We start from the raw sequence: 22,675 nt of genomic DNA, 5'->3' as shown, positions 1-22,675 counted from the left end.
CGGGGTTTCCCCATCCGCTGAGACGACCCCGTTTGCCGTGGTCCAGAATCGGCGGGGCGAATCTTTATGTTTGCCTTTCCTCGGGCGTCATGAAAGGCGAAGAGCGCTCTGTTGCTGGTGCGGTTCCGGCTCCTATTTCCTGGTCAACTTTTTTTCACGCACCTGTTGCTCCCTCCAATATATTCCCGGCACGGGCAGGTTCGCAGCCCACAACGTTACTGACGAAGAGCTCAAACACATGACAACAGACACCAATCTGCAACTCGGCACCGCCTCAGTTATCTGGGATCTGCAACCGCTCTATCCGGCGGCGGATAGTCCTGAAATCCAGCGCGATATGTTCCGATGCCGAGAGATGGCCGAAACCTTGGCCGCTGAAGCAGCCAGACGGGTGGCCGATCTCGATGCCGAGGCGATCAACCGGGTGGTTGCGCAGCTGGAGGAAATAGATACCCTTCTGGCGCGTCTTGGCACTTTTGCCTTTCTCCATTTTATCACCCAAACCGGTGATGCCGCTGCTTCGGCTCTCCTCCAAAAAATAGAAGAATTGGAATCCACCGTCGGCAAGCTGACCGTCTTTTTTCGTCTGGAATGGAATCGACTGAGTGGAGAGACAGCGGAACACTATTTGGAGCAAGCGGTGTTGCGCCGATACGGTCATTACCTGCGGACCATGCGGCAATTCGCACCGCATCAGCTGAGTGCCAAAGAGGAAGAATTGCTTCAGGAATTGCGGCCCGTGGGTCGGAGTGCCTGGAATCTGTTGTTTGAAAAGCTGTTGGGGCAGATGCGCTTTGGAGCCAGGGGGCGGACCGAGGAGGAAGTGCTGAGCGATCTCTATAATTCGGATCGTGAAGTTCGTAAAAACGGAGCAGCGGAATTGTCTGAAGGTCTCCGGGCTAATCTGCACATCCTCACCCATGTGTTCAACACGCTCGCGGCCGAGAAAATGATCGATGACCGATTGCGCCGCTATCCCGCCTGGGACAGTGCGATCAATCTGGCCAACGAGCTGGAACATCGGACGGTCGAGACGCTTATCGAAGCGGTAGTCTCCCGTTATGATCTTGTGCACCGCTATTATCGTCTAAAAAAACAGTTACTCGGCTGCGGGGAGCTGTTTGACTACGACCGTTATGCCCCGGTGCCTGGTTCGGAGGAAGCTGATATTCCTTGGGAACAGTGCCAGCAGATCGTGCTGGATGCTTTTACCGGGTTCTCACCGGAGATGGCTGGAATTGCTGAACGTTTTTTCAACGAAAAATGGATTCACGCCCCCATCCTCCAGGGCAAGCGCGGCGGGGCCTTTGCCCATCCTTGCGTCCCGGAGGCGCACCCGTATATCCTCGTCAACTACACCGGCAACATTCGTGATGTCTCCACCGTGGCCCATGAACTTGGGCACGGCGTTCATCAGTATCTGGCAGCGGGCCAGGGGTTTTACAACAGTGATACGTCGCTGGTGCTGGCCGAGACGGCTTCGGTCTTTGCCGAGTTGCTGGTATTCAAGGCCCAGGTAGCGCTTATTGCCACTCCCGTGGCCCGACGGGCCTTTATCTGCCAGAAGCTGGAGTCTATTTTTGCCACGGTCTTCCGGCAGGTGGCCATGAACCATTTCGAAGCAGCGATGCACACCAGCAGGCGGCAGCAGGGCGAATTGTCGGCGGAGCAGCTCGCTCACCTCTGGCTGACCACCCAAAAACCGATGTTTGGCGATACGGTCACTCTGCGCGACGACTACGGGATGTGGTGGTCTTACATCTCCCATTTTCTCAGCACGCCCGGTTATGTTTATTCCTATGCCTTCGGTGAATTGCTGGTTTTGGCCCTCTATGCCCGTTACCTGGAGGAGGGGGACGGGTTTGTTAATCTGTATCTGCGGCTGTTAAAAGCGGGGGGAAGTGGCTCTCCATATGAACTTCTTCAGCCCTTTGGTATCGATCTCAATGATACCGCCTTTTGGCGGGGCGGATTGGAAGTCATTGATCAGATGTTGGAGGAGGGTGCAGGTGACGAAAAACGGCAGCAGATGACAAAAAATTGCATTCGGCCGGAGCTGTAATTTTTTAAAATAGACCAAATGTCAAACGATGCAGCGTGTAGCTGCTCTCTTTTTTACAAAGAATTGGGATGGATGTTTTTTTGAGGCCAGCCTTGGTTCATTCTTTTTTTTTGCTTTTTCTTTTTTTTGCCCCCACAATGACTCTAGTTGAACGTCTGAAGAGATCTGCAGGATCTTGACGTTCCTTCAACCCGATGGTCGAAAGGCCCTCACTCCACAGTTTCCGAACCGTCTCGTTGGGCAGAACCCGCAGGGAATGGAAATTGCAAGGTGAGTTGGGCTTTGTGTGATGTGTTATTCAAAATAGAATTGCTTCTGATTAAAGAGGATTGTTCTCAGTAAGAGAAGAAAAGCAGTGTAACGCGGTTGTTCCAGGTATAAAACGCGATGGTTACGGAAACCAAAAAAATTGATGGCTTTTCTCTGGATAATATCCTGCAGATTTTTTCTTTAGAGAAAAAATCTCAGACACTCAAGGTCATTAAGGAAGGAAATGTAGGGATACTTGATATTGACAATGGCGAGTTGATTCATGCTGAGCTCGGCACCTTGCTGGGAGTGAAAGCAGCCATTGAAATTATTATTTGGGACGATATCCAGATTGAGTTGCTTCCACTTCGTCCAAGCGCTCAAACAATAACCAATTCCCTTATTAACATTCTCCTTGAGGTTTCAAAGATCAAGGATGAGCGTAAGAGTGATCTGGAAGAGTCAGGGGAAGATCTGCTCGCTGCTGCCATTGAAAAAGCAGAGAAGCAGCAATATAAGGAAGCCCATACTGAGCTTGTTCAATATCTAAAGAAAAATCGAAGCAATGCCGTTGCTTGGATTTGGTATTCCAGAATTCAGGGCAATGTTGAGATCATGAAAAAAGCCTTGAAAATGGCGGCCAATCTTGATCCCAACAGTGCCTTGGTAAAAGAGGAAAATGAGAAATTCACCTCTGTTTACGGCCAGCTCACCGATGATGTCGTCAGAAAATGTTACTTCTGTTGGGCCCCACTCAACAAGAACACCACCACTTGCCGTTACTGCCGGGGACATCTGATCATCTCGCGAGAAACCCTGGCCCAATCAGGTTCCGCTCTTCCCAGTTGTCTCGAAACAGCACGGGAACGATATACTCGCATTCTCAATAAATATCCGCGCAGCCTCGCCTCTCTTTATTGTCTTGGATTGATCAACATCAATAGCAGGAATTTTCAGGACGCGCTTGCTTACCTTGACAAAGCCGCGAAGATGGCGCCGGATAAAGCCCTTTTTACCAATCAATTGAAATTGCTGTTGGACCATCTGGCTCAGCAATCCGTGGAGGAACAACCGACGCCGAAAGAAGTTCTGGCAGAGGTTGCGGAAACGCCAGAGGCAACAGATCAGAAAATGATTCTTGTTGTAGAAGATAGTTCCACCACTAGGAAAGTCATTTCCATCACCCTCAGCCGGCAAGGCTACAGGGTTGTGGAAGCGGCAGATGGTCTTGAGGCTCTCAGCAAGATTAGCGAGGAGCGTCCGGATCTGATTATGCTCGATGTGATCCTACCCAAAATGGATGGATATAAAATTCTGTCGATCATTAAAGGAAATAAGGAATTTAAAGATATACCGGTGATCATGCTCACCAGCAAGGATGGGTTCATTAATAAAATGAAAGGAAAGATGGCCGGTTCAACCGCCTATCTCACCAAACCGTTCGACCCTGACAAGATGATTGCCGAGATACAAAAGCATGTATAGTAACCAATTAAATTTGTTCTGATTAATAGAGCGAACCGATAAGGAGAATACACCATGGCCAAAGGAAAAATACTAGTTGTCGATGACAGTCCCACCCAACTCAACATGATGCGGGCGCCGTTTGAGGAAAATGGATATCAGGTGATTACCGCCACGGACGGGGAAGAGGCCGTGGCGATGGTGGAGAGTGAAAATCCTCAGTTGGTTGTTTTGGATGTGATCATGCCCAAGCTCAATGGTTTTCAGGCCTGCCGGAAAATTAAAACGATGAAGCAGGATTTGCCGGTCATTCTGTTGACCTCGAAGAATCAGAAAAGTGATGAATTCTGGGGAAAAAAACAGGGCGCTGATGTCTATATGACCAAGCCCTTTGACAGTGCCGAACTGTTTGCCGAGGCAGTCAAATTACTTTCCTAAGGCAATTTTTTTTTGCTATCCCTTAAACTTTAAACTGCACGAACCGATTGAGGCAGATAATGGCCAACTTGTCCCGGCAATTGGAGACTGACAAGCAGGGAAATTCTCTGCAGACGCTTCTCGCCGCTCTGGATCGCGAAACCGCGCCATCACTTGCGCTGGACGCGGCCTCCTTAAAAGAAAGAGCCTCCCGGAGTATCAGAAGAAAGAAACCGTATATTTCTTTTATGCTGGGAGGTGATGAAATGGCCCTTTCCATCGATTCAATACAGGAAATCGGCTATCTGCCCACGGTGATGCCCCTGCCGAACTTACCTCCATGGATTAAAGGGATCGTGCAGATTCGGGGAGAGATCCTTTCGGTTGTCGATTTCCTTGTTCTTTTCGGTCTCAAGGATGAAAGAACCCCTTTGCGCCGATCGTATATCCTCTTCAAGCAGCAGGATTTTAAATTTTGTCTCATAGCCAACAGAATTACAGGCGTGGTCAATCTTGATGAGCAACGCGATGATCTTGATCCGTATTCACCTGAAAAGGCGGGCCATTTGTCGCAATTGGCTGCTTTTTTCAAGGGGCTGTTCACCCTGGATAAACGCACTGTCTGCATTCTGGACAATGAAAAACTAGGAACCTCGCCTTTGATTAGAAAGTGGCAATAACTATGGAAAGCAAGGTCGTTGGATATGTTGCACCGGGAGAGGGTTGATGGCGCAGGACAGTAACGATTTCTTCGCGGGATATATTGAGGAAGTACAGACCTACATCCCGATCATGAAGGCAGGCATTGAAGAACTGCGAGCGGAACCGCACAAGCGGGAAACCTTTGATGAGATGTACCGGTTGGCGCATATCATCAAAGGCGCTTCTTCTATGGTCGGGATTGACGGTCTCAGTCAGATCGCCGGTTGCATGGAGAATGCACTTGAAAGGATTCAGGAAGGGCAACTGGCGTTGTCTGCTGAGGCTTTCACCGCCATGCAGGCGACCGTTGAGCGATTTGATCTTTATTGCGTGGGATTGCAGCAAGGGATTCCCGTGGATGAGGAAGCACTCATCGCCCTTACCAAAGCTGATTTCAATCGGGTTGGTCCCGGTTCTGGCGAGGTTTTTAACCCGGACACGGACAATATGCTGTTCGCTGGCGGAGAGGCTCTTCAGTCCGATGGATTCGGGTTTATGCCGGATGACGAATTGCTCGGTGAGTTCCGCGCCGAGGCCGAAGAGCATCTGGAGCTTCTGCATCAGTTCATGCAGTATCTGGAGGCGCATGTTGTCAGTAGGGTGCCCGTTACCGGTGAACTTCGTGAAGTCGTCCGGAAAATTCGCCGTTCCGTTCATACTATCAAGGGCGCATCCGCCGTTATCGGATTATCCGATCTTGCCTCCTATGCCCATCTGATCGAGGATATTCTTGACTGGTTGTATGAATCAGCCGCGAGCATGGATCAGCAGATGGTGCTTCCCTTGTCCGAATCACTGGATCTGTTGGCGACAATGATTCACGCCTCGTCAAATTTTGATGAACAACGGGCGGAGAAGGTGCTTGCTCAGTTGCACGCGTGCATGGAAGAGGGGCAACAAAACGCTGGCGATGAAGATCTGGATGTGCCGGATCTGTTGAGCAAGGCGGTTTTGGAGGCTCTCGATCCTCCCGCAGCGCCAACAAAGGTGGCGAGTGCAAAGAGTGAAGGGTCGCTGCAGGGTTCACTGTTCACTGAAGAGGAAAAAGAACTTCTCCGCGAGGGGTTTCTCGAGGAAGCCGAGGAACATTTTCAAGAACTGCACCTCTCGTTGCAGATTCTTGAGACAGAAATAGAAGGGAAGGGTGCGATATCACCGGACCAGAAGGAAGAAATTCGTAAAATCCGGCGAGCGGTACACACCATCAAAGGTGCTTCCGCGGTTATTGGATTGAATGAAATTGCCACGTACGCCCATGGTGTCGAGGATTATTTAGACTGGTTGTATGAAGGCGCGCTCCATCTTGATCCTTCAATGATCACTATTTTGACCGAATCCCTCGATTTCCTCAGTCTGCTGGTCGAATCACCCGAATTGGCCGAACCAGAGCGTCAAGCTGATCTTCTCCAACGTTTGCGTGCCTTTTTCAGCGAGAGCATCCCCGAGGAACTGCTGTTTGATGAGCCGCCCGAGCTAGCGATTGTGCCTGATCAACCATGGGTGGAGAGTGCTGTTGAGGATGAGCCTGAAGAGGCTGCGCCCCAGCAGGCTGTTCTTGTTGAAACAGCCAAGACCATCCGCATCAATCAGACTCAGCTTGATGTTCTTGTCAACTTGGCCAACGAGTTGTTGGTGGGCGTCAGTGGTTTTGACCGGAACATGGGATCGTTCAAGACGGCCCTGGGAGAGCTGGAGTTGACCACCCGCCGGCTCAAGGACATTGCCTTGGAGCTGGAAACCAAGTTCGAGGTCAAGGCCTTGGACCAGCTGTCCCAGCATTTCGCCCATCTCGACAAGTCGATTGCAGACATCAAGACCAGCCAGAGTTTTTCCGAATTCGATGCAATGGAGCTTGATCGATATACCCAACTCAACTTGATTATCCGTTCGCTCAACGAGTCGGCAATCGACGTTGCGGCCATTCACACCAATCTGGGTGGCATCTATAGCGGCATCGGCGGCGATATTAGTCGCCAGCACAGGGTGATTCGTGAGCTGCAGGTGCAGATGATGCGGACGCGCATGAGCCCCATGTCAACCCTGTCTTCCCGGCTCAGCCGCACCATGCGCGATGTGGCTTCTCGACTGGGCAAACGGGTCCGTCTGGTTGTTGAGGGCGATCGGGTCGAGTTGGACAGGATGGTTTGGGAGAAACTGGCCGATCCTTTCATGCATCTGGTGCGTAATGCAATCCATCACGGGATCGAATCGGAAGAGGCGCGTCTGGCGCTCAATAAGCCGGCCATTGCCACTATCACACTTTCCGGGCGACGAGAGGGCAACCACATCGTCATCCGGTTTAGTGATGACGGACAAGGACTGGGTTTTAACGCCATTCGCGAAAAGGCAAGGCGATTTGGACTCGGCGATAAAGTTGACCAGATGGATGAACGGCAGCTCACCGAGTTGATCTTTTACCCGGGGTTCAGCACGAAGACGATCAGCGAGATTTCAGGGCGCGGCGTCGGTATGGACGTTGTTAAGGAAAACGTCAAGGAGTTACAGGGCTCCATCGTCGTGGAAACACAGCCGGGGATCGGCACTACCTTTGTTCTCCGCATTCCTCTCACCCTCGGCGTGGCCCGGGCACTCATGGTGAAAATCGGCGAAATCACCTACGGCATTACGCTCAATGACATCAAGGACATTCATCGGCTGGAAAGGCAGGACATATCCGTTGAGGAAGGGACGTGTATACTAGCGGGGGCGGTCGTGCCCTGGTATTCACTGCCGAATCTGCTCGGGTTAACCGACGTAAACCCCGAGGACACGCAATCACTGGTTTTGGCTATATTCTCCGAAGGCCGGACCATCGCTCTCTCCATCCCGCAAATCACTGGCCAGAAGGAGATCGTTATTAAGGGCTTGGGAACCCATCTACGGACGGTCGCCGGCGTGTCTGGTGCGGCTGTCATGGGTGACGGGACCATCGTCCCTGTTCTGAATGTTCCTGACCTTATTCAAGCGGCGCTTCATTCTGAACAGACTGGAACCACGGCACTACGCCTGGAAATCCCCTCCTCCTTTACAGTGATGATCGTTGACGATTCTATTTCGATTCGTCGCGTCATGAGTCGACTGGTGACATCCAGCGGATGGGTGCCAATTGAAGCCAAGGACGGATTGGATGCTCTTGAACAGCTGGAGATGGAGGAGATTCGACCAGATTGCATCATTCTGGATATTGAGATGCCGCGGATGAACGGATTTGAATTCCTTGCTAAATTACCCAACATTCCAGGAGGAAAGGATATTCCAGTGATTATGCTCACCTCCCGGACTTCCAGTAAACACCAGGAAAAGGCCTATCAATTGGGCGCCAGGGCTTTCCTCAATAAGCCGTGCAAGGACGAGGAATTTGTCGAAACCGTTCTCAAGTTGACCGGCAACACCGCAACGTCGTTTCAGGATGCGCGACGTGAGGTGATTGTATGAAAACCCTTTTTTTGATGCAGATTGGCCGGCAGCTCTTCGCGATTGACAAGGAGTGCGTGGTCGGTGTTGGAGCCCAAGATGACGGTAGAGTCAAGCCGGTGGAGGAAAATGGCAAGAAATATCTACCGCTTCCCCATGGCAACCGGGCGGTGATTTGTGACGTCCAAGCGCTCATGACCGGGGCTGAGGCTTCGTTGTCATCTAAGCGGGGCAATTACCTTATTGTTGCCCACGAGGAAAACCTCATGGCTCTCACCATGAGCGGCAAGGGAAGGATAGTCATGGCGGATGTTGCCGCCGCCCTCCCTTTACCGCCTGCCTTTACCGGAAAGTCGAGGGATTTGATTCCGGGGGCGTTGGTCAACTGCACGGATTTAATCTTGTTGGTTGACCTGAAAACCTTACTTGATTCAACGGATTGGGTGGCACACCATGGGGGGTGACAGGATTAAGGATACAGATGTGCACAAAGGAGCGGGGGCAATGGCTAACGAGAGACAACAGGCCGGCATAAGAACGTTTTTTTTGCCGATGACGATCAACGACAGCACGGGGAACGTTTTTTGCTTGTTTAGCCAGAGTCAGGTTGTTGAGATTCTTGGACCACGACCTATCCAGCAAATACCGCGTAGTCCAGCCTATTTGAAAGGGGTATTGCATTACTCTGACAGGCTGCTGCCGGTCATCAGTCTGGATGATTTGTGTAACCGCAAACAAAAAGGGGGGACGGAACGATACCGGCAATTGGTGGTGATCCGCACAGGCGCGATCGATCTTGTGACCGGAGAGCCTCTGAAAGCCGTGGTGACGGCGAACGTCAGGGTGCGTATCGCCAAATTATCCGGGCAGGAGTTGGCAACCGCTTTTGTGGAACGGGAAGCCCCGCCTTCTTTACGCGACTCGGGGGTCTTGCGCGGGTTTTTTCAACGGCATGCCGACTCTGTTGCTGTGTTTGACCTTAGTCCAGTTGTCCAGGGAACGTTTGAGAAGTGCTTGGGAGAGCCGAATCATTGATGATGGAACAGAGTATCCTTGATAACCGGATTCGGGTCGTCACCAAGAAGATGGTAGGGGTGCGCTCTATATCGCTTGGGTTCCTCATGGCTGCTGGCCCGATGGATGAAGCAGAGGATCGCGGCGGTGTCGCCCATCTCACCGAACATCTGATGTTTGACGGGACTGAACGCCGGGATGCTGAAGAAATTGCCCGGATGATGGACACAACCGGAGGGCAGGTTGGCGGCTTCACCTCCCGAGATTATACCTGTTTCACCGCAACGGTTCTGGATGACTATCGTACCTATCTAATCGATTTAATGGGAGATATTCTGCTCAACTCGCAGTTCGCCGATTATGCTGTCCATCAGGAGAAAGAGACCATTATTCGTGAGTTAAGCGCCCAGCTAGATCGTCCGGATGTTTGTGCCCACGAACGGCTGAAGTCCCATATTTGGAGAGGGCACCCCTTGGGAAGGCCTATCGGCGGTGCCATTACCTCGGTGGCTGGATTGCAGCAAAAGGATGTGATCCAATTTTTTCAGGAAAACTATCAGCCGCGCCGACTGATTATTGCCGCCGCCGGAAACGTCAACCATCAGGATTTGGTCACCAATGTGGCTGATGCTTTCTGGATGATGCCGGATGACGGCCGGGCAGACGCCCAACCAGTCCGTCCCGTTTTCCACGGCGGGGTGACGGTGGAGTGCAAAGGTGTCTCCCACGTCTATTTTTCAATCGCCCTGCAAGCCGCGCCCTATACTGCGGCGGAGCGGTACCTGATTCATCTTTTCACCGCCATCTTAGGGGGTGGTATGAGTTCCCGCCTGTTCAGGAAGTTGCGTCAGGAATTGGGAATGGTCTATGAAATCACTGCGGAATATCAAGCCTACAGGGATGATGGCGTGATTGTGATTGAAGGATCGACCACGCCCGAATTGCTGCACCCGGTTCTTTCGCAGATTCTTCTAGAGGTCAAAGGGATGGCACTGCAAATGTTGCCGATCCTCGAAGAGGAGCTGTGGATTGCAAAAATGCAATTGAAAGGACAGCATATCATTGCTCAGGAGAATTCGCATACCTGCATGAGCAGTTTGGCTACACAAGCTTTTTATTTTAATCGTTTTATTGATTCAGCAGAGATGCTGGACCAGATTCAGCAAGTGGATTTGGAACGGATGAACACCATCACGGCAAACATTCTCACAAATGGACTGCTTCACTCGGCTATTGCCCTTGTCGGTCCATCCTGCGAGCAAGTGTGCAACACGGCGGTGTTCGAAAAAATGCTGCGGGATTTTCAGTGACCCGCTTAACAACAAAAGGAGGATATTGGCATGGCTCTGGATTCTATCATCAAGAAAAACTGGATTGAGATTCAAAAGAAAAACACCGCCCCGGTCAACGCTATTGGTGTCAAAATCAATCCCAAAGATGAGAAAACGATGAAAATTTGGAAGGAAGAAGGGATCGATACTTTTATCAAGAAATAAGAGGGGCTGCGGCGGAACCGATGCACATCGTTTCGGCCGTGGCTAGCAGGGTTCTCTCGGGGATTTGAGTCACTCGCGGGAGTAATGGAGGTGGCGGTGTTCGAACACCGTGCAGGATTGGTCTTTTTTTTGCGTAGAAGGCACGGCGAGGATTGGTTGCTTGTCGTCAACGATATCTGATTAAGTTGAGTGAGGAGTTCTGGAGGGAGAATGGAAGAACAAAACAAACAAAGTGGTGGGTTTGGCAACCCTTTCTCGGCATTGACCAACAGGTTCAATATTCGCGGCAAGCTGATGTTGGCGTTCTTGGTCATGATCGTTCTGACGCTTGTCGTTATCGTCATCGCCACCACTTCGCAGCGGTTTGCCACGAAAACTATTGATGAACTTGTGCAGGTGCACGGTAAGGTTGCCCGCTTGAGCCTGGACACCGAAAAAACGTTGAAGGTTATGAACGTGTACGAGAAGGATTTCCTTCTTAATTACAATAAAATAGGTATCGCTGCGGCTAAATCTCAGTACCTGAACAGATTCATCGCCGCTGGTGGTGAAGCCTACCAGAAACTTTATGAGATTCAGTTGATCACGCCTGACGCTGAAAAGGCAACTGTGCAGAAAGCTATGGACGTTATCAATAACTATATCGCAACGTTCATGAGCACGGTCAACATCCTCGAGCGTATGGTCAACCCCGAATTCGGTGAGTTGACGAAACTGCGACAGGCTATGGATGTTTTGCGCAAATCGGTGAGCGCTGTCAATTCTTCCAAAATACAAGCTCTTTTCCAAAATCTGCTCTACCAAACCCAAGAGTACACAATGACGCCGGAAACGATGGCTGGCGAGAAGGTGCAGGCCGAGGCCAAAGTGTTTGCTGAAGGTATCAAGGCTACAAATGACATCTCTGTACACCAGGCTACTCTGCTAGGACAACTTGGCGAGTTCACCAAATGGTTTGCCGAGGTAGCCAAAACCGATGAGACGATCAGTAGCCGCATTCTTTCCTATCAGGAAGCGGTTAAGCAAGCAGACCCTGTTATTCAGGCTTTTCTCAGGGACGCTGTAGGCAAAGAGAAACAGGCGGTTGACCGTATGGAAACCGCCGCCAATTTAGTGCAAAAAATTGTTATCGGTGTTGGTATCGCAGCCGTATTACTGGGCTTGTTGATCTCGTTTGGTCTGTCCAGAGGGTTGACGCGCCAAATTAACCACATCATGGATCTGCTCGGCGAAATGGGCATGGGTAACTTTCAGGCCCGCACCGAAGTGGTCAGTAGCGATGAACTTGGCGAGATGGCCACAGCGCTCAACGCCATGCTCGATAGCATTACGATGCTGATTCAGAGCCAAGAGGAACGCGACGCCATCCAGGACTCCATCATGAAGTTGATGGGTGAGATTTCAGAACTCACCGAGGGTGACTTGACTGCTCGCGCTGAGGTGACCGAAGACGTTATGGGCGCCATCGCCGACTCTTTCAATACCATGGCTGAACAATTCGGCGGGATCGTGCGTCAGGTAAAGTCAACGACTTTATCGGTTGATGAAACTGCCTTGGACGTCTCCAAGCTGACAACGGAACTCGCCGCTAAGAGTATTGATCAGACAAAACAGGTCAATGAGGCTATTCAGGCCATCAATGACATGGCTGCATCGATCAGGCAGGTTTCAGAAAATGCGGCGAGATCGGCTGAAGTATCGGAAACGTCGCGAACCAATGCCCGCGAAGGAGCCGAAGCGGTTGAGAAAACAAACCGCGCTATGGATGAAATTCGTGAGCAGATCAATGAGACGGCGCGTTCCATTAAGCGTCTCGGTGAGAGTTCGATGGAGATCGGTAACGTCGTTGAAATTATCAACAACATCGCCGACCGGACCTCAATCCTCGCCTTGAATGCCTCCATCCAGGCCGCCATGGCTGGTGATGCTGGCTACGGTTTCGCCGTCGTCGCCGAGGAGGTCCAGCGTCTGGCGGAAAGTTCGAGTAACTCGACCAAGCAAATTGATATGTTGGTAAAGAGTATTCAGTCGGAAATCAAGGACGTTAGTAACCGTATGGACGAGAGTATCAGCAAGGTTGTCCAAGGGTCGCGGCTAGCTGACGGCGCCCATGAGAAGTTGCAGCAGATCGAAACCGTATCCAACCAGTTGGCTGATCTGATCGAGGCCATTACTCAGGCCGCAACAAAACAGGTACAGGTGTCGGAAAGCGTCGTCGAGAGCATGATGTCCGTTGGCGGTGTGAGTAATGAAACTTCCAAAACTTCACAGGAAACGGCTGATCTGATGAAATTGCTCAATGCAACTGCGAGCAAGCTGCGCGAGGCGGTCGAGGTCTTCAAGATTGAGAGCGCTCAACCTGCATGATGAATGCTGAACGTACGGCAAAAGCACATTTTTAATATTATCGAGGTGAAAGCATGAAACAACGATCCATGGCCGGTCTGCTGGCGCTCATTTTTACGGTCGCACCCGGTTCACATCTTTTAGCGTCGGACGGTATCATCAAGCTTGGCATCAGCACGAGTAAATCCGGAAGTTTCGCCAACGTCGGAGCCAGCACGAAGAATGGCGCTGAATTGGCGAAGCAAGAACTTAATTCCGGAGGTGGGTTGCAAATAGGGGGGAAGACGTACTCCATGGAACTAGTCTATGTTGATAATGGTTCCGATCGATCGACCGCGAGTACCGCTGCCCTGACCTTGATCAGTCAACAACAGGTCATGGCGATTGTCGGACCGCAGAGCAGCGACCGGGCCATTGCCGTTGGTGAGGTGGCCGACTCATTTAAGACACCTATGATAACGCCTTGGTCAACTTCCCCTCTGACCACACTCAACAAGCAGTATGTTTTCCGGATGCCGGTACTGTATGACATCCAGGCATTAGCGACGACCAAATTCGCCGCCAAGGAGTGGAAAGCAACCAAGGCAGCCGTTCTTTACGATGAAATCAGCCCTTATCCCACCGGAATGGCAAAGTCCTTCAAGAAGGTTTTTGAAGGGGTGAATGGCCCCGGATCAGTGGTTGTCTTTGAAACGTTCAGGACCAAGGATGTCGATTTCAGCAAACAATTGCAGACCATCATCAATTCGGGAGCCGATTTTATCTACACACCGCAGCACTATGAAGAGGTGCCCCTTATTGTGCACCAGGCCAGGAAAATGGGGTGGAAAAAACCCATTACCGGTTCCAACTCCTGGTCAGGCGGCGATCTGATGGGGAAATGTGGCGATGAGTGCAAAGGGCTGTACTTTACCGGGAATTTTGCTGCCGGTGGGGTCGAGGGGAAGGCAAAGGCTTTCGTCGACAGTTATCAGAAGACGTATAGCACTCTGCCTGATGAGGTGGCTGCATTGACGTATGATGCGGTTCAATTGATTGGCCAATCTTTGAAGAACACCGGCGGACTGTCCGGCAATCTCGTGGAGGATCGGACAAAACTTAAGGATCAAATCGCTGCCACCAAGAAATTCGAAGGAGTTACCGGCAATCTCAGTTATCAGGGCACAGGTGATCCAGCTAAGTGTACTGTACTCATCAAAATTGACGAGAAAGGCGTATTCACAAACCACGACAAGGTCTGTCCCTAAAGATATTAATACGCACGTTAATCATCGGGCATCAAGCGGATTGATTTCGTAGCGACCCGCCATAAACATTGAAATATTGGTGTGGAATGATTAGGCGGGCACGGACATGTTCGGTGATTAACGATCTTGTTAATAATTAGAGGATACAGAGGGTGTTGCTTCAATTTATTGTAGCTGCAAAACGGGAGCGATGATCAACTCGAACCAGGGAGCCTGCTTTATGTCCAAAAGAAAACTAAAATTTTTTATTACAGTCCTTTTCACAGTGATGATACTGATGAATATGTCCGCCTCTTCTTGGGCGAAGGAGTTGAAATTAAGCGTTGGCCAGTCGGCAGCAGATCTTTTAAATAAGATATCCTATCCCTTGGAAAGATCTCTCGGCATTAAACTCGCTATAACCATCACCGGACTCGCGCAGGTGCTGAAAGACCTGGACGCCGGTAAGGTTGATGCAGCGATTGGTGGTTCTGAATTCACCGACTGGATGGCCTTGATGGAAAAAGAAGGGTACAAAATTCCTGACAAATCGGTGTATAAACATTGGGTTATCGGTAAGGACTTGGTTAAGTTGTTAATCAACCGCGATGTCACGGTAACTGCACTCTCCAAAGCACAACTAGCCTCTATTTTTACAGGGAAAACTAAGAACTGGTCCGAAGTTGGAGGGGAAAATAAGCCCATTGTGGTCATTTTGGCGAGCCAGCTTCCAGCAACTCAAGCACTTTTTAAAAACCAAATCATGGATGGAGCCGAGTATACTAAAGAGGCGGTGCAGGTGACATCCGCTGAGGATCTCAAGAACAGGATTGTAAGAAATACGGGGGCTGTTGGCTTTGGGGCTCTGTCGCAAGTCGATCATTTGGTCAATGCTCCGTCTGTTCCAGAAATAGGCAGGCCGATTACCTTGATTACCAAAGGCGAACCCTCTGAAACAGTTCAAAATTTACTGAATTATATCAAAGGAGATGGGCAGAAGTATATTGCCAAATAATCTTTTAATGAATCCTTTCCCCCCTTTGCAGGACGATCATGGCTGGCAGGATGATTAGAATTCCAAGCATTATTTTCAGGGGGGGGAGGTCTCGGTAAAGAATCCATTCAATCAGGACGATCTGTGGTGGATAAAGATAGGAGTATGCCATGACTCGGGTTGGACCTAGATGGAGGGTGGCCCACTGGGAGATGAAAAAGGTGACAATGGTGGTGAAAATAGCCAGATAGACAATGCCCACCCAGACTGTCATCGGCACAGCCGTCCATGAAACGGCCGGTAGTTTCGCGAAGGCAAAGAGCAGCAGCCAGGCGCATCCGGTGATCAGTATCCATACAGTCATGACGGCCATGGGCTCGCCTCGATGCAGAAGTTTAACCAAAGGCATATATAGGGCCATCAGCAGACAACCGCAAAAGAAAAGAAGGTCGCCATGATTGAGATCCAGCGACTGCAGCCGATGCAAGTCGCCTTCAAAGATAACCCAAAGCGCCCCGGACATAGCCAGTAGCAAGGCAACGATACGGTGCGGTCCCAATCTCTCCCTCAGCAAAAACCAACTGTAAATTCCCGAAACCCCTGGCACGGTCGTGAAAATAGCGGAGGTGTTTAAAGGGGTGGTGATGCGCAGTGAGAGAAACATCAGCCAAAAAAAGCCGATCAAGGCGCCACTGATCAGACTGTAGCGGATTAATGCGGATCGATTGGGCAGGGGCAGTCCGTAGCGGTGACCGACATAGGGTGTGAAGAACAGAACGGCGATGGCAAAACGGATCAATGTTAAAACGACCGGGTCGAGGAAGGGGGTTATGGCCTTGCCGACGATGAAGGAAGTGGCGACAAGCGAGGCTGAAATCAACATGCACCCGTGGATTGCCCAAAGGGGAAAAGGGCAGGGCGAAGAAGTCTCAATGCTCATTTGAGGAGCTTGATGAGTTGCCGGTGCAACGCGCCGTTACTCGCTACAATCTCAGGAACGCAGGTGGAATAGGGGCGCCCAGAAAAAACGCTGACCAAGCCCCCTGCCTCTTCGACCAGCAGCCATCCTGCGGCAGTGTCCCAAGGTTTCAGGTTGATCTCGTAAAAGCCATCAAGCCGACCGCAGGATACATAGGCCAAGTCAAGGGCGGCAGCCCCGGCTCTTCGAATATCGCGGACATTATGGAGCATGGTCTCCAATTGACGAATAACACCCGGCAGGCTGTGTTCGATTTCGTAGGGAAAACCTGTACCGATAAGCGCTTCAATAAGGCGTCTTGTTTTTGTGACAGTAATGGCTCGATCATTTAACCACGAGCCGGCACCCTTGGCGGCGCAGAACAATTCATCAAGCAAGGGCGCATAAACAGTCCCAACTATAGGTCTGCCATGGTCAATGAGGGAGATGGAAACGGCAAAATATGGAAATCCGTAGGCAAAATTTGTGGTGCCGTCCAGGGGGTCCACTACCCAGTACCTGTCTGTCTCCAAGGCATGGGAAGTGATCGTTTCTTCTGCCATAATCATTATATCCGGAGTGTCGCTGGACAATGAGGCCGAACTAATTACCTCGGATGCCACGTCGGTGTCAGTTACCAGATCGATAACACCTTTCATGGTGACGTCATGGGGTTGCTCATAATGCTCTTTAATGAGGCGGCCTGCGGCAAGCGCAGTTCGACAAGCGGCTATGAGGAGTTCCTGTTGCTCAATATTCGTGCAACGTGAGGGGCATTTCTGTATTCTTTGCATGTGCGATCTGTAGGCGCAGGAGATTTGCTGGGTGGGCGTTGTTCTGAGGAGACCCTGCGGCGATTGAAAAGGTGTTATAAGATTTTCTGCCAAACTGAGAGCGCTTTCTTGTACACTTGAGATCGGGGAAGTTCAAGGTCAGAGGCGATGCTGCTCACAGCCTGCTTTAGACTTGAATGGAGTTCGTCGCGATACCAGAGCAGGAGATCCTCAAGATTATCAGGCTTTTCTTTGGACTGAGGTTTTGCCCCTTGAACGATGAGCACTAACTCACCTTTGACCCCATTTTTCACACGTTCTTGGAGGGCGGCAAGCGGGCCTTCGAGGCATTCTTCGTAAATTTTGGTTAATTCACGAAACAGTTGCGCCTGTCGATTGCCAAGAATTACTTCCATGTCAACGAGAGTAGCTCTCACCCTGTGTGGGGACTCATAGAAAATGAGAGTGAAGGGCAGGGCGGAGACCTCTTTGAGAAATCGTTTCCGTTCAGTTGAATTGGCTGGAAGAAAACCACCAAAGAAAAATTTTGATTGCGTCAAGCCGGCAATTGATAAAGCCGTGGCTAATGCAGATGGTCCTGAAATAGCCTCAATGTCAATACCTGCAGCTCTCGCTTTTTTTACCAAAACAGCTCCTGGGTCACATATTGCCGGTGTCCCAGCGTCGGAGACCAAGGCAATGTGTTTGCCCGCGCGAAGCATTTCTAAAAGTGTTTCGGCTTTTTCTTGTTCTCTCTCCCGAAAATAGCTGACAAGAGGTGTCGAGATATTTAAATGACGGCAGAGCTTTTTTGTGTGCCGTGTATCTTCACAGGCGATAAGGTCAACCGTGGAAAGAGTTTGAATAACCCGGTGACTTAAGTCGCCTAAGTTTCCTATGGGCGTGGCAACGACGTAGAGTCGGCCTTGTTGGTTGACATTTGCCGAGCTAGATAAGATGTCTGTCATAATGTGAAGAATTAAGGTTGCCTTGCTGCCCTATTTGAGCGAAATGTGATGGCGAAGTGTTTGAAGTAGTACCAATCTATACCTAGATCATACTAGTAAAAAAATTAAGCCTTAAGGCTCTAGAATTGTATGGAAAGAATGATGTCGGTATGCAAGGGGTTTCAATGGACCATGAAATTATGACGCCTTGGTCCCAAGAGGTTTTTCTGAAATCAAGCATTCCTATGTTGGTGTTTGATATTACAGATATTCGGAAAAAGTGTAAAGAGCTTCAGCGGACAGAGTTGAATGATATTGACAAGTATATCGATGAAGAGCTTTTTTTGAAACAGTATGGATATTCACATTTAAAAATACACTCAATAAATAAATCTGCACTTGACCTATTTTGTTTTAGTGAAAAAGAAGAGGTCGAAAGAGGCATGTCAATATCATATAATTCTATTCATGAGAATGTTAGACAATTGATACTTAATAAAATTTTCGATGAAAAAACTAATATAGTATATGAGTATAGTGGAACTGATTGTTTTGATAATTATATAAAATATAAATTATTTATTGATTTCATTGAATATGATGATATTTTATTATCTTTAATATCTATTTTCGATGTTTCTTCTTATAAAAAATCAGAATCAATTTTAACTGAATTTGTTGAAAAATATTACCTTTTGTTAAAAACAATAAAAGACGCAATATTAATAGTTGATATATATAGTGGATTAATATTGGAAGCTAACGATAAGGCTGTTGATCTTTTTAAAGTTAGAATGACTCGGTTGATTGGTGAAAAACATACTGATTTTTTTTCTTCTGATGAAAAATTAAGGTATGAACAATTTTTTAAAAAAAGGATATATGAAGATCAGGACTCTGACGAAACCATAAATATTTTTATCGACCAAGGCGATAATAATTTTATTCCTGTTCAAGTAAAAATAAATGCCGCTTTAGTCGGGAATTTACGAGTGGCGCAAATATTACTCTATGACATGAGTAATCGATTCAAAATGGAGGAGGGCAGAAGGCTATTGGCTACAGCAGTGGATCAGGTCGCCGAATCTGTAGTGATTACAGATGTTTACGGCGCAATCCAGTATGTGAACCCTGCTTTTGAGGACATCAGTGGTTATTCATACACGGAGATGTTGGGTAAAAATCCTAGAATCTTACAGAGTGGAGAGACACCTCCGTATCATTATAAACTAATGTGGGAGGAGATTTCGGCGGGAAACGTATGGCGTGGCACCTTTATCAACCGGAAAAAAACCGGAGAGATTTACAAGGAAGAAGCAACTATTACACCCGTAAAAGATAATAATGACAGCATAATCAGTTATGTAGCAGTTAAGCGTGACATTACCCAGCACCTTCTTTTAGAAAATCAAATTCGACAATCTCAAAAAATGCAAGCCATTGGAACTCTTGCTGGTGGTGTCGCCCATGATTTTAATAATATTTTAACAGCGATAATGGGATATGCTGAATTGTCACAATCACAATGCGATGAGAAGACATTATTATACAACAATTTAAGTGAAATAATAAGAGGTGCCGACAGAGCCGGTAAGCTAGTCGATCAAATATTGAAGTTCAGTCGGCAGAGTGAAAAAAGCGTTTCCAGTTTAAAACTTAGTCTTATTGTCAAAGAGGTGTTTAAGCTTTTAAGGGCAAGCCTTCCTGCAAACATTGAACTCGTTTCTGAATATCGCGACAATCTTTTCGTCAAGGCAGATCCAACACAGATGCATCAAATAGTTATGAACCTATGTACCAATGCTTATCAGGCACTGGAGGGGAAAGGCGGTTTTATCAAATTGCGATTGTTTCAAAAAAAATTATTACCAAAAGAAGGTGTTATAATCGGAAATCTACCACAAGGTTCGTATGTTTGCTTACAGGTTGAAGATAACGGAATCGGCATTCCGCCTGAATATTTGCAACGAGTCTTCGAACCTTATTTTACCACAAAGAAATTGCATGAGGGTACCGGTTTGGGGCTCTCGGTAGTCCATGGTATAGTCAACGATCATGGAGGAGCGGTCACAGCTGAGTCCGTACCAGGTAGAGGCAGTCGATTAACTGTTTATTTACCAGAGGCTGAGGAAGATTTTGAGGATAGCAAATATGAGAGGGAGAGTAGTTACAGTAATTCTGAAGGAAATATATTGGTCGTAGATGATGAACAACCTATCACCTTTTTTCTGGTTCAAGTGTTGGAACATTTAGGATACAAAGTCGTTGCCTGTGTTTCCAGCGAAGCCGCCTATGAGATGTTCTTAAAGAAAAAAGAAGAGTTTGATCTGGTCATCACAGACATGGGGATGCCTGGCATGACTGGGTTAGAGCTTTCAGAGAAAATAAAAAAAATTAACCCTAATATTCCGATTATGCTCTGTACAGGTTTTAGCGAACATGTCACAGCTGAAAATTATAAACAAATGGGGTTATCTGGTTTTGTGTCTAAACCATTTAATGCCGGAAATCTAGTGCGCGAAGTGACTAGGATCTTGGAAGAGTCGAAGAAATAACATGTAGTAGTTAGGACTTAATCTGACAGTTGCCAGTTTTTTATTGGTGTCTGTCAGGTCAAATTTGATTCAATTTTTTATCCTGCCAAAATTTTATTCCATCCTCAAGTGTTTCCAGTGGAGTCCGCCCACAGCACATTTTCCCCTGATGGGTTCTTTGGGTGTTGTAGCGGCCCAGCCATTCATCGAGATCTTTTTGAAGTTCCTCTATTGTAGCATAGAGTTTTTTGCGAAAAGTCACCTGGTAGAATTCATTGAGGATGGTTTTATGGAACCGCTCGCAGATTCCGTTGGTTTGCGGTGACCGGGCCTTGGTCTTTGTGTGCTCGATATCGTTCACGGCCAGATAGAGCTGATAATCGTGCGTCTCCACCTTGCCGCAGTATTCCGTTCCCCGATCCGTCATGATCCGCAACATTGGTAGCTGATGTTCTTCAAAGAATGGCAGCACCCTGTCGTTGAGCAGATCAGCGGCGGTAATCGGTGTTTTGGTGGTATAGAGCTTGGCGAACGCCACCTTGGAATAGGTATCGACAAAGGTCTGCTGGTAAATTCGACCCACACCTTTGAGCGTGCCGACATAAAAGGTGTCCTGGGAGCCCAGATAGCCGGGATGTGCAGTTTCAATTTCGCCAGAGGCAAGGTCATCATCCTTTTTCTTCTCAAGCGCCTGCACCTGTGCCTCGGTGAGGATCAAACCCTCCTTCGCCACCTTGCTCTCCAGTGCTCGCAAGCGATCCTTGAACCGCCCCAGTTGATGACGCAGCCAGACACAACGCACCCCGCTTGGAGAGATGAATATACCCTGCTTGCGCAGTTCATTGCTGGCCCGCACCTGGCCATAAGCAGGTTGTTCGACTGCATAGGCAATCACAGCCGCTTCCGTCATCTCCTCGACACGGTTTTTGATGTTGGGCTTGCGACGGCTTTTATCGATCAGCGCTTCGATGCCACCGTTACCAACAGCCGCCTTGTAACGGTAGAAGGTATCTCGGGAAAGACCCATGATCTTGCAGGCCCTCGAGACATTAGAGAGTTCTTCCGCCAGATTGAGCAATCCAATCTTGTGTTTTACGATTCGTTCGTTACCATGCAGCATGAGGGTTGCCTCCATTTGTTTTGATGGTTGGTTCGCACCATTATCAAAACTGGTAACCCTCATTTTTTCAAGTGAGGTGTCAGGTCAAGTCGAAACTATTTCAAATAACAGCCCTCCCGATGTGTTATGTTATGCCCCTCAAAATCAATTTGATCCTCTTGATTAGTCAGAAGTGACTGGCTCCATCGCAACTTGCTCCGCCTTTTCTGAGCACTCTGGCCGAGCTTATACACCATGGCCAATATCGTATGCCTGACAATACATCCCCTCGTTTTTGCCGTCCTCAGGCGCACGGTGGCAAAGGTCGATTCAATAGGATTGGATGTCCGTATATGTTGCCAATGTATGGCAGGAAAATTATAAAAAGCCAACATCTGCTCTTTATCCTTTTCCAGGCATTCCATGGCTTTTGGGTATTTAGCCGAGTAGGTCGAAAGAGCAACGTCAAAGGCATTGAAGGCATCCTGTTTCGTTGGAGCCATCCAGATCTCATGCAACGCCTGCTTCACCTTGGGCTGTACCAGTTTCGGAACCTTGTTGAGCACATTAGCCGTTTTATGAACCCAACAGCGTTGCTGGACTGTTTCGGGAAACACCTTGCTCACCGCTTTTCAAAACCCCAGAGCCACCGTCGCCGACCGCCAGTTTGGGAGCATGCCTGAGTCCTTGTGCTTGGATGCGCAACAGCAAATCCGACCAGCTCTGTCCGGATTCCCGATGGCCGTCTTCAATGGCGACAAATTCCTTCCGTCCGTGTTCAGTGACTCCAATAATGACGAGAATGCATTGCCTGGCGTCATCACTGCGGATATTGAAGTACACGCTATCTGCCCAGATATACACGTACCTGTTTTCCATCCTCTGCCGGTTCCACGCGTCGTGCTCTTCCTTCCCATATTTGATTGCAGCGACTGATAGTGGAGGCTGACGCTGACAGCCCTTTTGCATCCCGACCCAGA

17 protein-coding genes and 1 pseudogene (1 of these 18 running past the window's edge) are annotated in these 22,675 nt (G+C 49.0%); 13 read left to right on the top strand and 5 right to left on the bottom strand.

The genetic code is table 11. From position 1 onward, the window contains the following. The 12 genes from ACHZCX_RS21510 to ACHZCX_RS21455 form a co-directional block, all read left to right on the top strand. The coding region (locus ACHZCX_RS21510) for a M3 family oligoendopeptidase (RefSeq protein ID WP_319589247.1) at positions 1-2,062 on the top strand (2,062 nt) is incomplete at its 5' end. 387 nt (positions 2,063-2,449) lie between these two features. Then, entirely contained in the window at positions 2,450-3,796 is a 1,347-nt protein-coding gene (locus ACHZCX_RS21505) for a response regulator (protein WP_319589246.1), read from the top strand. A 54-nt stretch (positions 3,797-3,850) separates the two neighbouring features. Next, the gene (locus tag ACHZCX_RS21500; protein WP_319589245.1) at positions 3,851-4,213 is read left to right on the top strand and encodes a response regulator; all 363 of its coding nucleotides are present in this window, start codon (positions 3,851-3,853) and stop codon (positions 4,211-4,213) included. 59 nt (positions 4,214-4,272) lie between these two features. Further along, positions 4,273-4,872 (top strand): chemotaxis protein CheW, encoded by a 600-nt coding sequence (locus ACHZCX_RS21495; RefSeq protein ID WP_319589244.1) that lies wholly within the window; start codon positions 4,273-4,275, stop codon positions 4,870-4,872. A 46-nt stretch (positions 4,873-4,918) separates the two neighbouring features. Then, the gene (locus ACHZCX_RS21490; RefSeq protein ID WP_319589243.1) at positions 4,919-8,329 is read left to right on the top strand and encodes an Hpt domain-containing protein; all 3,411 of its coding nucleotides are present in this window, start codon (positions 4,919-4,921) and stop codon (positions 8,327-8,329) included. After that, positions 8,326-8,772, top strand: coding sequence for a hypothetical protein (locus tag ACHZCX_RS21485; protein ID WP_319589242.1), 447 nt, complete (start codon positions 8,326-8,328; stop codon positions 8,770-8,772). The genes ACHZCX_RS21490 and ACHZCX_RS21485 overlap by 4 nt, the downstream gene beginning before the upstream one ends. Positions 8,773-8,812: 40 nt before the next feature. Further along, a complete protein-coding gene (locus tag ACHZCX_RS21480) occupies positions 8,813-9,343 on the top strand; it encodes a chemotaxis protein CheW (RefSeq protein ID WP_319589241.1) in 531 nt (176 codons plus the stop codon). Then, positions 9,343-10,632, top strand: coding sequence for a pitrilysin family protein (locus ACHZCX_RS21475; protein WP_319589240.1), 1,290 nt, complete (start codon positions 9,343-9,345; stop codon positions 10,630-10,632). The genes ACHZCX_RS21480 and ACHZCX_RS21475 overlap by 1 nt, the downstream gene beginning before the upstream one ends. A gap of 30 nt (positions 10,633-10,662) precedes the next feature. Next, a complete protein-coding gene (locus tag ACHZCX_RS21470; protein ID WP_319589239.1) occupies positions 10,663-10,818 on the top strand; it encodes a hypothetical protein in 156 nt (51 codons plus the stop codon). Positions 10,819-11,028: 210 nt separating this feature from the next. Next, positions 11,029-13,185 (top strand): methyl-accepting chemotaxis protein, encoded by a 2,157-nt coding sequence (locus ACHZCX_RS21465; protein WP_319589238.1) that lies wholly within the window; start codon positions 11,029-11,031, stop codon positions 13,183-13,185. A gap of 53 nt (positions 13,186-13,238) precedes the next feature. Further along, the gene (locus ACHZCX_RS21460) at positions 13,239-14,411 is read left to right on the top strand and encodes an ABC transporter substrate-binding protein (RefSeq protein ID WP_319589237.1); all 1,173 of its coding nucleotides are present in this window, start codon (positions 13,239-13,241) and stop codon (positions 14,409-14,411) included. A gap of 220 nt (positions 14,412-14,631) precedes the next feature. Continuing rightward, positions 14,632-15,405 (top strand): substrate-binding domain-containing protein, encoded by a 774-nt coding sequence (locus ACHZCX_RS21455; RefSeq protein ID WP_319589236.1) that lies wholly within the window; start codon positions 14,632-14,634, stop codon positions 15,403-15,405. 4 nt (positions 15,406-15,409) lie between these two features. Here the strand turns inward: ACHZCX_RS21455 and ACHZCX_RS21450 are convergent, their stop codons facing one another. The 3 genes from ACHZCX_RS21450 to rsmI form a co-directional block, all read right to left on the bottom strand. Continuing rightward, complete coding sequence (locus ACHZCX_RS21450) at positions 15,410-16,267, bottom strand: DMT family transporter (RefSeq protein ID WP_319589235.1); 858 nt, start codon at positions 16,265-16,267, stop codon at positions 15,410-15,412. A gap of 53 nt (positions 16,268-16,320) precedes the next feature. Next, positions 16,321-17,136, bottom strand: a complete 816-nt coding sequence (locus ACHZCX_RS21445) for an inositol monophosphatase family protein (protein WP_319589234.1) — start codon at positions 17,134-17,136, stop codon at positions 16,321-16,323. Positions 17,137-17,210: 74 nt separating this feature from the next. Beyond that, positions 17,211-18,083, bottom strand: coding sequence for a 16S rRNA (cytidine(1402)-2'-O)-methyltransferase (gene rsmI / locus ACHZCX_RS21440; RefSeq protein ID WP_319589233.1), 873 nt, complete (start codon positions 18,081-18,083; stop codon positions 17,211-17,213). Between the two features lie 164 nt (positions 18,084-18,247). On the opposite strand from rsmI, the gene ACHZCX_RS21435 reads away from it, so the two are divergent. Next, complete coding sequence (locus ACHZCX_RS21435) at positions 18,248-20,617, top strand: response regulator (RefSeq protein WP_319589232.1); 2,370 nt, start codon at positions 18,248-18,250, stop codon at positions 20,615-20,617. 58 nt (positions 20,618-20,675) lie between these two features. Here the strand turns inward: ACHZCX_RS21435 and ACHZCX_RS21430 are convergent, their stop codons facing one another. Together ACHZCX_RS21430 and ACHZCX_RS21425 are read right to left on the bottom strand one after the other, a co-directional pair. Next, entirely contained in the window at positions 20,676-21,716 is a 1,041-nt protein-coding gene (locus tag ACHZCX_RS21430; RefSeq protein WP_319585981.1) for an IS481 family transposase, read from the bottom strand. A 95-nt stretch (positions 21,717-21,811) separates the two neighbouring features. Further along, positions 21,812-22,675: pseudogene (locus tag ACHZCX_RS21425) on the bottom strand (IS256 family transposase); it runs 397 nt beyond the window's last position.

The organism is uncultured Desulfobulbus sp., from assembly GCF_963662935.2.
Taxonomy (GTDB): domain Bacteria; phylum Desulfobacterota; class Desulfobulbia; order Desulfobulbales; family Desulfobulbaceae; genus Desulfobulbus.
This window is presented reverse-complemented; position numbering and strand designations above follow the sequence as displayed.